The 14511-nt window shown below is 60.5% G+C and carries 9 protein-coding genes, 1 tRNA gene and 2 pseudogenes; 8 read left to right on the forward strand and 4 right to left on the reverse strand.

The annotated features are described in order from the left end of the window. The first annotated feature begins 87 nt into the window (after nucleotides 1-87). The 4 genes and pseudogenes from rpoD (at nucleotide 88) to AB4851_RS09575 (ending at nucleotide 4319) form a co-directional block, all read left to right on the forward strand. Nucleotides 88-2502 (forward strand): RNA polymerase sigma factor RpoD, encoded by a 2415-nt coding sequence (rpoD, locus tag AB4851_RS09560; RefSeq protein ID WP_414439828.1) that lies wholly within the window; start codon nucleotides 88-90, stop codon nucleotides 2500-2502. 175 nt (nucleotides 2503-2677) lie between these two features. Then, nucleotides 2678-2753 (forward strand) — tRNA-Ile (locus AB4851_RS09565). A 177-nt stretch (nucleotides 2754-2930) separates the two neighbouring features. Next, nucleotides 2931-3359, forward strand: a pseudogene (locus AB4851_RS09570) (tyrosine-type recombinase/integrase); the annotation flags it as partial. Between the two features lie 118 nt (nucleotides 3360-3477). Further along, a pseudogene (locus AB4851_RS09575) lies at nucleotides 3478-4319 on the forward strand (helix-turn-helix domain-containing protein). A 492-nt stretch (nucleotides 4320-4811) separates the two neighbouring features. Here the strand turns inward: AB4851_RS09575 and AB4851_RS09580 are convergent. The 4 genes from AB4851_RS09580 to AB4851_RS09595 form a co-directional block, all read right to left on the reverse strand. Further along, nucleotides 4812-5804, reverse strand: a complete 993-nt coding sequence (locus tag AB4851_RS09580) for a PDR/VanB family oxidoreductase (protein WP_414446981.1) — start codon at nucleotides 5802-5804, stop codon at nucleotides 4812-4814. 119 nt (nucleotides 5805-5923) lie between these two features. Continuing rightward, complete coding sequence (locus AB4851_RS09585) at nucleotides 5924-7252, reverse strand: Rieske 2Fe-2S domain-containing protein (RefSeq protein WP_414446982.1); 1329 nt, start codon at nucleotides 7250-7252, stop codon at nucleotides 5924-5926. Nucleotides 7253-7353: 101 nt separating this feature from the next. After that, nucleotides 7354-8529, reverse strand: a complete 1176-nt coding sequence (locus AB4851_RS09590; RefSeq protein WP_414446983.1) for a Gfo/Idh/MocA family protein — start codon at nucleotides 8527-8529, stop codon at nucleotides 7354-7356. A gap of 381 nt (nucleotides 8530-8910) precedes the next feature. Then, a complete protein-coding gene (locus AB4851_RS09595) occupies nucleotides 8911-9633 on the reverse strand; it encodes a GntR family transcriptional regulator (RefSeq protein WP_414446984.1) in 723 nt (240 codons plus the stop codon). A 389-nt stretch (nucleotides 9634-10022) separates the two neighbouring features. On the opposite strand from AB4851_RS09595, the gene AB4851_RS09600 reads away from it, so the two are divergent. From AB4851_RS09600 to AB4851_RS09615, 4 genes are all read left to right on the forward strand, one after another. Further along, the gene (locus AB4851_RS09600; RefSeq protein WP_414446985.1) at nucleotides 10023-11075 is read left to right on the forward strand and encodes a hypothetical protein; all 1053 of its coding nucleotides are present in this window, start codon (nucleotides 10023-10025) and stop codon (nucleotides 11073-11075) included. Between the two features lie 44 nt (nucleotides 11076-11119). Then, nucleotides 11120-11611 (forward strand): RidA family protein, encoded by a 492-nt coding sequence (locus AB4851_RS09605; RefSeq protein WP_414446986.1) that lies wholly within the window; start codon nucleotides 11120-11122, stop codon nucleotides 11609-11611. 45 nt (nucleotides 11612-11656) lie between these two features. Further along, on the forward strand, nucleotides 11657-13204 hold the full coding sequence (locus tag AB4851_RS09610; protein WP_414446987.1) for a gamma-glutamyltransferase family protein: 1548 nt from the start codon (nucleotides 11657-11659) through the stop codon (nucleotides 13202-13204). A gap of 111 nt (nucleotides 13205-13315) precedes the next feature. Further along, on the forward strand, nucleotides 13316-14473 hold the full coding sequence (locus AB4851_RS09615; RefSeq protein ID WP_414446988.1) for a porin: 1158 nt from the start codon (nucleotides 13316-13318) through the stop codon (nucleotides 14471-14473). Nucleotides 14474-14511 lie beyond the last annotated feature (38 nt).

A 14511-nucleotide genomic window follows, 5' to 3' on the forward strand; every position in this document is an offset into this window, starting at 1 on the left:
AACGGGGGCAGCTAGAGGCTTTCCCCGACGTGCTATAATACAAGGTTTTCAGCGGTTTGTTTTCTAAGCACAGAGGCGAAATTCGCAATGGCAAAGACGACAGGCGGGAAAAGAGCAGTGGGCAAGGGCTCCGACGAGCCGACCAACAAGGTCACGAAAGCCAAGACTCTATCTTCCGCCCGGTTGTCTGCCGGCGCATCGCCCACTGGCGGAAAACGCACCGCCGCCGGCACCGCGAAGGCTGCGCCGGCACCGACGGTTCGCGCATCAAGAGCCGTCGCGAAATCCGCATCCCGCACGGCGCCCAAGCCGTCGGTGAGGCGGGCGAGTGCGAATAGCGCAAGGGCAGCGGCTGCCGCCGCGGACGAAACGGCAGTGCGCACTACTCATGCATCCACGGTTCAAGAGGCTGTTGTCCAGCAGCCGCGAGTCGATTTAGCCGGTACGGCGAACTCCATGACGAAAAAGTTGAACGAAGTATCCGTCGATGACGACGCAACGCAGAGCGACGAGCAGCAGCCGACCGCTGCAACGGGTAAGGAGAAGACCAAGGCGCGTGATCGCCGCGCAAAAGAAAAGATGCTGCTGAAGGAAGCGTTCGCCACGAGCCAGCCCGGCACCGCCGAGGAACTCGAGGAGCGACGCGTCAAGCTGCGCGCGCTGATCAAGCTGGGTAAGGAACGTGGCTTCCTGACCTACGCCGAAATCAACGATCACCTGCCGGACAACTTCACGGAAACGGAAGCCCTGGAAGGGATCATCGGCACGTTCAACGACATGGGCGTGGCTGTCTACGAGCAGGCGCCCGATGCCGAAACGCTGCTGCTGAACGACAACGCGCCGGCGGCTTCGTCGGACGACGAAGTCGAGGAAGAAGCGGAAGTCGCGCTGTCCACCGTCGATTCGGAATTCGGTCGCACGACCGATCCGGTCCGGATGTACATGCGTGAAATGGGCACGGTCGAGCTGCTGACGCGCGAAGGCGAAATCGAAATCGCGAAGCGTATCGAAGACGGCCTGCGCCACATGGTGATGGCGATTTCCGCGTGCCCGACCACCATCGCCGACATCCTCGCGATGGCCGAGCGCGTGGCGAACGAGGAAATCCGCGTCGACGAGCTCGTCGACGGCCTGAACGATCCGAACGCCGAGGATTCCGACGGTTTCAACGCGAAGGAAGCGGAAGAAGCCGAAGCCGCGGATGCCGAGGAAGAGGAATCGGGCGAGAGCGAGGAAGAAGAGGACGACGACGGCGCGGCCCAGGCTACGGCCAACGCGGCGCAGCTCGAAGCCCTCAAGCGCACCTCGCTCGAGAAGTTCGCGCTCATCAGCGAATGGTTCGACAAGATGCGCCGCGCGTTCGAGAAGGAAGGCTACAAGTCGAAGTCCTACCTGAAGGCGCAGGAAACGATCCAGAACGAACTGATGTCGATCCGCTTCACGGCGCGTACGGTCGAGCGTCTGTGCGACACGTTGCGTGCGCAGGTCGACGAAGTGCGTCAGGTCGAGCGTCAGATCCTGCACATCGTGGTCGACAAGTGCGGCATGCAGCGTTCGGAATTCATCACGCGCTTCCCGGGCAACGAAACGGATCTGACGTGGGCCGAAAAGCTCGCGAGCGAAAACCATTCGTACGGTGCGATCCTCGAACGCAACGTGCCGGCGATCCACGAGCAGCAGCAGCGCCTGCTGGATCTGCAGGCGCGCGTGGTGTTGCCGCTGAAGGACCTGAAGGAAACCAACCGCCAGATGGCGGCCGGCGAACTGAAGGCGCGTCAGGCCAAGCGTGAAATGACCGAGGCCAACCTGCGTCTCGTGATCTCGATCGCCAAGAAGTACACGAACCGCGGCCTGCAGTTCCTCGATCTGATTCAGGAAGGCAACATCGGCCTGATGAAGGCGGTGGACAAGTTCGAATACCGTCGCGGCTACAAGTTCTCGACCTACGCGACGTGGTGGATTCGTCAGGCCATCACGCGTTCGATCGCGGACCAGGCACGTACCATCCGGATTCCGGTTCACATGATCGAAACGATCAACAAGATGAACCGCATCTCGCGTCAGATCCTGCAGGAAACCGGCCTCGAGCCGGATCCGGCAACGCTGGCCGAGAAGATGGAAATGCCGGAAGACAAGATCCGCAAGATCATGAAGATCGCGAAGGAGCCGATCTCGATGGAAACGCCGATCGGTGACGACGACGATTCCCATCTGGGCGACTTCATCGAGGATTCGAACACGGTCGCGCCGGCCGATGCCGCGCTGCACGCCAGCATGCGCGATGTCGTGAAGGACGTGCTCGATTCGCTGACGCCGCGCGAAGCGAAGGTGCTGCGCATGCGTTTCGGTATCGAGATGAGCACCGATCACACGCTGGAAGAAGTCGGCAAGCAGTTCGACGTCACGCGTGAGCGGATCCGCCAGATCGAGGCCAAGGCGCTGCGCAAGCTGCGTCATCCGAGCCGCTCGGACAAGCTGAAGTCGTTCCTCGAAGGGAACTGATCGAAGGCGCTGTCCCGGCCGCCGCCGGTTGCATGACCGGCGGCGGTTCTTGTCTCCCCAATTGTTCGGTACAATGCCGTCCCCGGTGCCCTCAGCGGCATTCGAGGCGCGCGTCTCGGTTCAGTGTTTGCACTGCGTCGCCGTCCATCCAGGCAGTTCAGTCAGCAGCACCTCCGGGCCTGTAGCTCAGCGGTTAGAGCAGTCGACTCATAATCGATTGGTCGCGGGTTCAAACCCCGCCGGGCCCACCAAATTCCCTTCCGAAGATGTCCAGTGATGTCTCGCTGACCCTTGTTCCACAAGGGTTTGCGGATTTTGATCGTCCATTTCGATCCGGTGTTGTTTATAGACAGCCAAGTGCAAGTGGGGGCAACATTGGGGGCAACAGCTGCTACTGATTCAGCTGTTGCCCCCAATGGAGCTATGACGTGCCCCTGACCGAAGTCGCAATCAAGAATGCTAAGCCTGCCGACAAAACCATCCGCATGTTTGACGGCGGTGGTCTATACCTCGAAATTTCTCCCGCTGGAGGGAAGTGGTGGCGATTGAAATATCGAAGCGCAGGGAAAGAGAAGCGCCTCTCACTCGGTGTGTATCCTGAGGTAAGCCTCAAAGACGCTAGAGCCAAGAGAGACAGTGCCCGCACTCAGTTGGCTGATGGGGTTGACCCTGGCGTTGCGAGGAAAGCGGAAAAGCTCACTGGCCGGTTGGATGCTGGCAATTCCTTCGAAGCGATAGCGCTTGAGTGGTACGCGAAATACTTGCCAACGTGGTCTCGAAGTCACGCAACCAGAAACCTTGCGCGACTTGAGGCAGACGTTTTCCCGTGGGTTGGTAGAACATCTGTCGCGACGCTAATGTGTAGAAGTTCAGACTTGATCTGACAGTAAGGCCTTGCCAAGAGGTGGGGTTACCCGTTTTGATAGAGGTGCGAATCTTCATCAAAACAGCGCGCAAGCGCCAAGGAGTAACCCCGTGAGTAGTCTCAACCAAAATGTCATCCGCCACAAGATCGGTCTGCTGAATCTGGCCGCCGAGCTGGGCAACGTGTCGAAAGCCTGCAAGGTGATGGAGCTGTCGCGCGATACGTTCTACCGTTATCAAAACGCCGTGGCCGAGGGCGGCGTCGATGCCCTGTTCGACAGCAATCGGCGCAAACCGAATCCCAAGAATCGCGTCGATGAATCGACGGAAATCGCCGTGCTGGCCTATGCCATGGAGCAGCCCGCCCACGGGCAGGTTCGGGTCAGCAACGAATCGGCTATCTGGGCTCGCAGGACACGTTCTACGTGGGCACGATCAAGGGCGTAGGCCGGATCTACCAGCAGACCTTCGTCGACACGTACAGCAAAGTGGCCATGGCCAAGCTGTACACCACCAAGACGCCGATCACGGCGGCCGATCTGCTCAATGACCGGGTGCTGCCGTTCTTCGAGGAGCACAACATGGGTGTGATCCGCATGCTGACCGATCGAGGCACGGAGTATTGCGGCAAGCCGGAATCGCACGATTATCAGCTGTACCTGGCGCTGAACGACATCGAGCACACCAAAACCAAGACGCGACATCCGCAGACGAATGGCATCTGCGAGCGGTTCCACAAAACCATCCTGCAGGAGTTTTATCAGGTCGCGTTCCGCCGCAAGCTCTATCTGACGCTGGCGGAGCTGCAGGTCGATCTCGATGCCTGGCTGATGTACTACAACGGCGAGCGGACCCATCAAGGTAAGATGTGTTGTGGTCGCACGCCTCTGCAAACGCTCATCGCGGGCAAGGAGGTGTGGAAGGAGAAAGTGAGCCACCTGAATCTGATCTGACAGTCACGCACCGTCGGAACGGGTAACTGTCAGATCGGGTCGCGACTTCTACAAATTACGACCGACACCATATTCCTCATCAGGCCGGACGGTTATATCGGTCATGTGTCATCGGTCGACGACGTTGAGACGCTCATCGCCGCAATCGATAACGTCACGCCTGGCGTCGACTAGGGGTGTTGACATCTCGACACTCGTGGGGTGACGCAGGGGCAGCTGCGGGTAATGGAATCGTGCACTGCAAGCGCACTTCAATCTGCTCGCCGAGCAGATTGAAGTGATGTCGGCGGCTTCAAGCCAGTCCCGCGCAGCGTTCCTGATTGCGTTTCTCGGCTGGCTTGGGGGAACCGACATGCACCGGGACCGTCGGGTCATACCTATGGCATATGAAATTCCCGACACTTCTCTCAGGTTCCAAGCGCCTCTTGGTGTCCGAGCGGGGGCGGCAGATTGCTCGCCTACATTCCCGACCACCCTCCAGACGCCGGTGCGTTACAAATCAAGCACGAGCTTTGCCGACTTCGAGCCTGAGCAGCAGATCAACATGCGGTCATTCGCTTCACGCTCTTCCTTGCTAAGGATCAGATCGCGATGATCGGGCGTTCCTTCGATAACGCCGACCTGGCAACTGCCGCATACGCCTTCCATGCATGAGTAGGGCACGTCAACGCCGCGCTTGATCAGTGCATCCAGAATGGTTTCGCCGGAGTCGACGGTAAACCGTTCGCCCGAACGCTGCAGCACCACTTCGAAGCCGCCTTCGATCGCAGGCTCGTCGCGTGCGTTGAAGTACTCGACGTGCACACGGCTGGAGGGGATCGAAGCCGTAGCAGCTTCGAAATCGGCCAGCATGCCCGCCGGGCCGCAACAGTAAAAATCGGAGTCGCTGTTGCTGGCATCGATTGTCTCCCGGATGTTCAGCACACCTGCATTGGGCTCATCGCTCCCAAAATAGAAGTGAACGCCTGATCCCAATTTCGCCAACTGCTCGACAAACGCTGCGTATTCACGATTCGCGGCTGCATAGTGCAGCTCCCACGACCGCCCCAGTTTCTGGAGACGTTGAATCATGCTGTAGAGCGGGGTGATTCCGATGCCGCCGGCGATAAAAACAGAGTGGCTCGCGTCTTCGCACAAGCGAAAATTATTACGTGGCGCCCCGATCCTGAGGTGCTGCCCTACACGCAACTCCGTATGAATGAAGCGGGAGCCGCCCCGGCCCGTCACCTCATTTTTTACCGCAATAAGGTAGCGATCACCTTCATCCTGCGAATTGACGATCGAATAGCTTCGGATCAGCCCGTTTGCGAGATGTATGTCGACGTGTGCACCGGCTTGCACCGCAGGAAAATGCTGACCGCGCTCTGGCCGAAGATCAAACAGGCAGATGTGCTTCGCTGCCCAGGTGATTGAATGAAGGACGGCGTCGAGATGGACGGACTTGCTTTGCGGCGTTGAGTTGATCGTCGCGGTTTGATCTTTCATGTGTGCCTCGTTCACGCCTCTCCGAAGCGTTGGTTACGCATTACTACCGATGATGCCTTTACAGCGAACCGGGCCGCCGTTGACCCGAAGGCACCGGCAGCCCTGCAAAGTGACAGCGCTTACAGGGAGGGTTCGATGGGCTTCATCGATTGTCCGTGCACCGTCATGAACTCATCAAAATCGCCAATCGGGGATAACGTAGCGATGCCTCGCACGCCGTACTGATCTGCGCTGGAGGCTGCCTTCGGCTCAATGCCTTGGGCAAGGTCCTTGACGAGCTTCGTGAGCATGCGCCGCGCGGTCATGATGGGCAGGTCCGACTTGACGAGACGCTCCTGGGAGCGATCGACGATGCCTACATGGCCAGGAATGTTCAACATCGATTCCTGCAGTGCGCGATCTTGCTCGTTGACGCCGAGGATGCCGGTGAAGTTGGTGGTGGCCTGCAGTTCGCGGTCGATCAGGAAGTCGTTGCCGATGTTCGCGTCAGGCAGATAGGTGTCGATTACATAACCGTGCGGAAGCTGGAACGTTCCTTTTTTCATGCGCGGAGGAAAGCGCTCGCCCGACGCGACTTCATCGTGATCCTTGGCGGAAAGGGGGCGCTCCGCCGCATAGATGTAGCCGAAACCGGTCGTCGTGTAGTCGTCGATCGGTACCCATGCACGGCCGGCGAGGATCGGGTCGCCAATCGAGCGAGGCACCGCGCTCCACATCGGCAGCATCCATTGCGTAACGCGCCAGAAGTATTGGCCTTCGAATTCGCGACGCGATCCGTAGACAAAGCCGTAATCGGTCTCTCGCAGCGTGATTTGCGGCGCGCCATCCTGGGCGAGTCTCTGCCAGTCGGGCGAATCTCGTGTGACGTTGACCCGGCTGTGCAGGAAACTGATGTGAGACGTATCGATTTCGCCTTCGGCGGCTTGCAGCCAGTTGCTGCGGTGGAGCCACCGCGAGCACTTGACCTGATTGTCGGGCAGGCCGAGCCATTCCATGGCGGGCAGTTCGGGCATCAGTTCCTTCGGGCCCATGTAGACCCAGACGATGCCACCGCTTTCCCGCACGGCATAACTCTTGATGCTCGCCTTCTGCTTGAGTGCCGCGAAGTTGTCCGGCGGGACGATATTCGGAATGTCGACGCATTCGCCATTGACGTCGAATTTCCAGCCGTGATAAACGCAGCGCAGGCCGCAGTCCTCGTTACGCCCGAAGAACAGCGGTGCTCTGCGGTGCGGACAATAGGCATCGACGATGCCGACGCGGCCCTTGCTGTCGCGAAACGCGACGAGGTCTTCGCAAAGCAGCCGGATCCGGACGGGCGGGCAATCGGCCTTCGGCAATTCTTCGGTTAGCAAGGCCGGCAGCCAGAAGCGGCGGAACAGATTGCCCATCGGCGTGCCGGGGCCGACTGCCGTCAGGATACGGTACGGGTCTTCGCGTTCGGTCATGATGTTTTCCTGGGTCTATATCGGGGCTGGATAAGTCGTGTTGGGTTGCAGGTGTCGTTGTGTCGAGCGGTCGATCGAGGGCGCGGTAGTCGCGCCAGCGGTCAGGAACGCACCGCGACTTCGCGGCCGGTTTTCGACGATTTGAGAATGGCGAGACAGGCCAGCACCGTGTTTCGTCCGAACGCGGCGGTGCGCACTGGTGGATGGGCGCCGGTTACCGCGTCGTAGAGTTCGTCGATCGTGTCGCCCTGGCCGTATGCGCCTCGACCGACGTGTGCGGGCACGGTGTGCGGGCCGTCGTCGCCGTAGACCAGTACCCCGTCCGGGGAGGGGCGGAGGTCGCCGCGCTCACAAGTCGCGATGAATATGCCGAAGTGCGGTTGTTTGCGATCGGCTTCGGTCGCTGCGTAGTGCTTCGCGACTGGACCGCCATAACCGAGGCGCTGTGTCTTGAACGCGGCTTCCTCGCCGGGCGCGAGTGCTGCCAGCAGCCTGCGGCCACCGCCATGATTTGGTTTTTTTTCGCGGCCGCTTTCTGCGATCCAGAACTGAAGCTCGTCGCTGTCGAAGTGGTCGTATCCGCTGTACACCAGTGTGGCGAATACGCCGTTCGAGAGCGTGATGAAGGCGGCACAATGGCCTTCCGTTGGTCGCTGCGCATCGAGCTGTCCGGCCACGGCTCGCACCGAGACGACGGTTGCGCCGGCGATCGTCTTGATGACGTCGAGCTGATGTGGCAACTGGCTGAATAGAATGCCGCCGCCTTGCGCCGTATCCAGTTCTTCAGGGCGACGCGGCCGATACAAATAGTCGGTGTAATTCCACGCGTTGATCATTGCGAGGCGGCCCATTTTGCCGCTGCCGATGATGTCCCGCATGGTCTTGACGACGGGGTCGTGACTGCGCGATGTACCTACGACCATCTGCACGTTGTGACGCTGCACGGCTTCCACCATGCGTTGAGCTTCATCGTCGGTCAGCGTGAGCGGCTTCTCGACGATGATGTGCTTGCCACGAGACGCTGCAAGCACGACCTGTTCGCAGTGGTATTGATGAGGCGACGCGATGTAGACGGCGTCTAGCTCAGCTCCGTCCAGCATCGCGGGCAGGTCGCCATAGGTCGCGATTCCGTAGTCCTTGCCAAACGCCTCACGGGTTTCAGGATTCGGGTCGCACGCCGCCACGATTTCCGCGTTCGGATGCTGTTTCATCACGGGCGCCATGAGTACCGAACCCGCAAAACCCAATCCACAAATACCAAAGCGCAATCGTTGCATGACTTGTGTGCTCCCACGCTGCGTCAGCGTGCGTTGAAGGGACACCACGGCGATGCGAGCGAGGCGTTTCCCATGAGAAAGCTTGCTGGTCGCTCGTATCTTGTTCGCCAGAAAGGTAGGTGTTTTTCCAGTTAAGTATACTTAACGTGTTGCTAGGATACTAAATTTGAGGAAATCGTCAACCTCAAAGTCAAAAAAATGGAGTGCACGCACCTGGGCCCCACACGGATATGTGCGGGGAGGCTCGGAAAAGGCTGGGGGCAGGGGTGAACAGCTGAAGCGTCGCCGCGGGTGCGATCTTTGAGGTTTCGATCGTGGCGACAAGCAGGGGGGCGGCCGCAGATGGCTGCGGCGGCGGCGCGTCGGGCCGCCGCGCTTTATTTATCGCACGGGGCGCGCGAGCGTTTCGATTTTCAGATTGGACTTGCCGTCCTTGATCGAGCGTGCCGCCATTGCCTCGGTGTGGCGCAGGTGGTTGCGCGTAATCGTAGCGGCGTCGTCGGCGCGCTGGTCGCGGATCGCCTCGTAAATTGCGAGGTGTTCATGCGCGGTCTCGGAACGCTCGTTCCACTCCGATTCGAAGAAGTAGCGTGCCAAGCGGAGCTCGATATCACGAATCACGTCGTAGGCTAGCCGGTTGCCGGCCGCCTGCGCAATCAGCGAATGGAATTCCAGATTCACGCGCGAACTGGTGACGAAGTCGTTGACCTTGATCGCGGTCTCGCTTTCCTCGATCAGCGCCGCGAGCTGCTGCAGATGGACGGTGCGGCGCCGGTGCGCGGCCAGCGCAGTGGTTTCTGGCTCGACGATCATCCGCAGTTCGAACAGCTCGTGCAACTCGCTGAGCGATAGCGCCCGCACATAGGTGCCGCGGCGCGGTGCGGATTCGACCCACCCCTTCGCTTCGAGCGCCTTGAGCGCCTCGCGTACGGGAATCTTGCTGACGCCGAAGCGTTCGGCGAGTTCGTCGATCATCAGCCGCTCGCCGCCGGCCAGCTTGCCAGTGACGATTTCGCGGAAGAGCGCGTCGTACACACCTTCCGGTGGCGTGTCGAGCGGGTTTGCGACGCCCGCATCGCCGGCGTGGGATTGCAGCGCTGCCATATCTCTCCTGGTATGTCGGTCTTTGAGGACCGCACTCTCATAGTATCTGCAAGGAAGTAGAAGTATATCTGACGACAATCTTCGTTGTCCGTCGACTTCCTTACAGAACACGAAAAGAGAATGGGTTTACCCGTAAATACCTCACAAAAACCAGATCTCGGCAGAATTTCCGCTTGACGAGGTTTTTGTCTTTGGTATTCTGGGCTTCAATAAAGTATACCAAATTTGATTTAAGGCTACTTTTTGGGGCCTCGCTACTTGACCTAAATCAAGCTTCGGGCGCGTGGTGAAGGCGGGGCCGTTCTGGAAACGATGAATAAGGAAGCGTCATGACCCAGCAGCAACATCGCGGCGATTCGAGCGGCCGCGCGGGCATCGTCGGCGTCGCCGTGGTGCCGCACGCGCCGCAATTTCTGTCGATGCCGGAGACCGAGGATCACGCGCAGGTCGAGCGTGTGCGCGTTGCGATGGCCGCCCTCGGTGAGCGGCTGCGCGCGCTCGAACCGGATTGCGTGATCGTGCTGTCGAACGATCACGGCGATCACTTCGTCACGCATTCGATCGCTCCGTTCTGCGTGCACGCCGCCGCGAGCGCCGATGGCATGCACAAGCATCGTGGCGACTGGACGCTTGATGCTCCGCTCGCGTATCCGCTGGTGCGCGCGATGGACGAGGAAGGCTTTGATCTTGCGTTCACGCTCGACGCGAAGATTCCCACTTCGTTCACGATTCCCTACGAGTTCATGGGGTTCGGACGCGATACGCCGATGACGGCGATTTTCGTCAACGCCTATGTGCCACCGCAGCCGTCGCCGCTGCGCTGCCATGCATTCGGTCAGGCGCTTGCGCGCGCAGTCAAACGAATGGGGCGGCGAGCGGTGCTGATCGCGAGCGGCGGGCTTTCGCATTATCCCGGCACCGTGCATTACCCGAAACCCGACGTCGAGACCGACCGAGTGATGTTCGAGCATATGAAAGCCGGCCATCTCGCGCATTTGCTCGCCTACGACGAAGATGCGCTTGATGCGACCGGCAACGTCGAGCTGCGGATGACGCTCGTCGCCGCCGGCGCGATCCCGGCAACGGGTCAGCGCGAGCCGTTCATCGCCGAATTCGAGCCGTCGTGGCATCACACCTACGCGGTGCTCGGCTGGGACCTGAGCTCGGTGCCTGAGCGGGTCCCGTTCATTTATCCCGCGTTGCCGCAGGAGCGCGTCGGACTGGTGCGTGCAGTGCAGACCTTGCGTGTCGACGGCGCCGCCGCGTCCCGCTTCCTTAACGATCCCGCTGCCTACTGCGACGACTTCTCACTCACTGACGACGAGCGCGCGGCGCTGGCCGCGTCCGACTTCGATGCGTTGCGGGACCGCTTTGGAATCCATGCATTGCTGACTGCCGGTGCGCAGACGCAACTGCGTATCCAGCGCGGCAACAGCCGCTGATTTTCCACGAGTTTCAACTTCATCCCTTCAATCACGGAGTTCAAATGACGATCGCTGTATTCGAAACGCTCAAGGGCACGACGCCGGAAGCTCGCCTCGCTGAACTGGGCCACACGCTGCCGGAAACCCGCAAGCCTGTCGGCAACTATTGCGGCGCGGTGACGACCGGAAAGCTCGTGTTCGTCGCCGGTCACGGCACCTTCATCGGAGCGACGCAGACGCACAAAGGCAAGCTTGGCGCCGAGGTATCGGTCGAGGACGGTTACGTGGGCGCACGCAATGCGGTGGTCAGCGCGCTTGCGTCGCTGAAGGCCGAGATCGGCGAGCTGTCGCGTGTGAAGCGCGTCGTGCGCCTGTTCGGCATGGTCGCATCGGCGCCGAATTTCCATCGACAGCCGGAAGTGATCGACGGCGCGTCCGACGTGCTGACGTCCGTGTTCGGCCAGGCCGGCGTGCATGCGCGCTGTGCGGTGGGCTTTGCCGCGCTGCCGTTCGATATGCCGATCGAACTGGAAATGGTCGTCGAGATCGACTGAGGACGACATGACCCCGACCGTCGAAATCGCCGGTGAGGTGGCGTCGTGAGCGCTACCTCGAACGTCACGTCGCAACAGCGCTCGCGCGCGCGCAGCTTCGGCACGCGCCGCGCGGCGGCGACCGGCCATCACCTCGCGAGCCGCACCGCAATGGCGACGCTCGCGCGCGGAGGCTCGCTCGTCGACGCAATGATCGCCGCGTCGGCGGTGCTGACCGTCGCGCTGCCTCATGCGACGTCGCTCGGCGGCTGCGCAATGATGCTTTTTCACGATACAACGTCGAAGCAGACTTTCGCGCTGAACGGGTCGGGGACCGCACCGGCTGCTGCGATCCCGTCGCGTTTCGCGGCGCAGACGGCGATCGACGCACGGGGGCCGCGCAGTTGGGTCGTACCGGGACTCGTTGCGCTATGGGCCAGAGCGCACGAGCGCTTTGGTCGCCTGGCATGGCACACGCTGTTTGCCGATGCGATTGCCGAGGCTGACGATGGCATCGGCTTCTCAAGCGAGATTGCACGCAATCTCGTGCTCGCCAAGCCCGAGGTCCGTGAGCAACCGGGTTTCGCACAAGCATTTCAGATTGACGGGCGAGATCGCGCGGCGGGCGAACGTTATCGGCAGTCCGCGCTGGCCGGAACGTTGCGACAGATCGCGGAGCAGGGTGCGAGTGCCTTCTATCGCGGACCGATCGCGCATGCACTGGCCGATTTCTCCCGGGCCCATGGCGGACTCCTCGCATACGAAGATTTTTGCGGTTTCGATGCTGATTGGAGCGAACCCGTTCGGCAGGTTTTCGGCGAGCATGAAGTGAACGTGATGCCGCCGAATTCAGTCGGGGTGCTGATGCTCGCGCAGCTTTCGCACTCGTACACGTCACGATACGCGACGTCCGACGATGCGACGCTGGCGCAGATCCTCATTGCACGCGAGAGGCTCGGGCGCTTGCATGACCGGGTCGCCAACCCGACCGAGCAGTGGCCACTGGATGCTGACCGTGCCGACGAGAAGCGGGCGCCGGCGGCGGGGGGGCACGAACCGGGCGATACCGCGGGCATCGTACTTGCCGATGCTGAAGGCAACGCGCTCACGATGCTGCAAAGTGTATTTCAGCCGTTCGGCAGCGGTTGCGTTGATCCGTCGACCGGCATTCTCATGAACAACCGTCTTCACGAGTTCAGTCTCGACCCGTCAAAGCACAACGTGCTGGCCCCCGGTAAGCGGCCGGTTCATACGCTCAATCCGTACATCGTGATGCGTGAAGGTCGACCCGCATGGTGCGCGGTTTCTCCGGGTGGTGTCAGTCAGACGACGACCGGCGTGCAGTTTTTAAGCAACGTGCTCGATCGCGGCATGACGTTGTCCGACGCGATCGATGCACCTCGCTGGAGCCTGTCTCGCGATGGCAACATTCTTTGCGAACCCGGCTTTCCGGCGAACGTCATTGCCAGGCTCGAGTCGCAGGGTATCGCCGTGACGCGCGATTCGCTTCACCCATTTTATTTCGGATCACTGAAGGCTGTTCGTTTGCACCAAGGCGGTGTTCTGGAAGCATCTGCTGATCAGCGCCGCGAAGCGAGCGCAATGGTCGAGTAAAGAGCTGCAGCTCGCAGTACCTGCAGGAAAATTAAAAGGCAACACAGGTTTGGTCTTTAGCTTCATTCGATAACGATAGCTGTCTTCGGAAACCCACTCTCAGGAAAGCAGATGCGCCCTTATCAGATTGCGATAGCCACGCTATGTTCGGCTTGCTGGTCGATTCATGTTCAGGCTCAAAGCAGCGTCACGCTTTACGGTCTTATCGACGAAGGGATCAATTTCACCAGTAATGCCGGTGGTCACAAGGCCTGGCAGGCAGTGAGCGGCAGCACGTACGGCAGCCGCTGGGGGCTGCGCGGTGTCGAGGATCTCGGCGGCGGGCTCTCGGCCGTATTTCGGCTGGAGAATGGCTTCAATGTGAACACCGGCGGAATCAACCAGGGTGGTCGGCTGTTCGGCCGAGTAGCGTCGGTCGGCATTGCATCGCGTGATTATGGCTCGGTCACGATGGGGCGCCAGTACGATCCGACCATCGATTTGTGGAGCCCGCTGACGGCAACCGGAAACTGGGCCGGCGACATCGCCAATCATCCGTACGACAACGACAATTCCGACTACAACTACCGTATTCAGAACTCGGTCAAGTACACGAGCCCGACTATTTCGGGCTTCACGTTCGAAGGGCTGTACGGGTTTTCGAACGAAGCCGGGGCATTCGCCGACAACCGCGCGTACAGCCTTGCCGCGTCGTATGCGAACGGCCCGATCCTTGCGGCCGTCGCCTATCTGCGCGCGAACCATGCGGGCTCGTCGAACAGCAACGGCGCGATCGGCACGGACTCGTTGTTCGTTGCGTCGCACCAGCAGAACATCGATGCAGGCGTGGCATACAAATTCGCCAAGGGGCAGGTAGGCGTCGCGTATTCGCGGACCGAGGCCTACGATCCCACGGCGTTGACCGGCTTTGCCGCGAACGTCACACAGCCGCCCGGCGGTAGCTGGAATTCCTGGAAGTTCGACAACTTCGAACTGAACGGCAAGTACTACGTTCGGCCGGATTGGTGGATCGGCGCGGCGTATACGTTCACCCGTGGTCATTTGGATTCGACGGTGGGCAACTTCTCGCCGAAGTGGCATCAGATTGCGCTGATGCTCGACTACGACCTGTCGAAGCGCACGTCGGTTTATGTACAGGGCACCCTGCAACATCTCATCAGCGCGAAGACCGGTACGGCGTTCGATTTCGCGCAGACCACGCCTGGCGCAGGCCGATCCTCCAGCGAGAACCAAGTGGTGGCACGCGTAGGAATGATTCATCGGTTCTAACCCGTCGGCCGCAGAGGACGGACGCGGAAATGTTCATC

Source organism: Burkholderia sp. 22PA0099 (assembly GCF_047497165.1).
GTDB lineage: Bacteria > Pseudomonadota > Gammaproteobacteria > Burkholderiales > Burkholderiaceae > Burkholderia.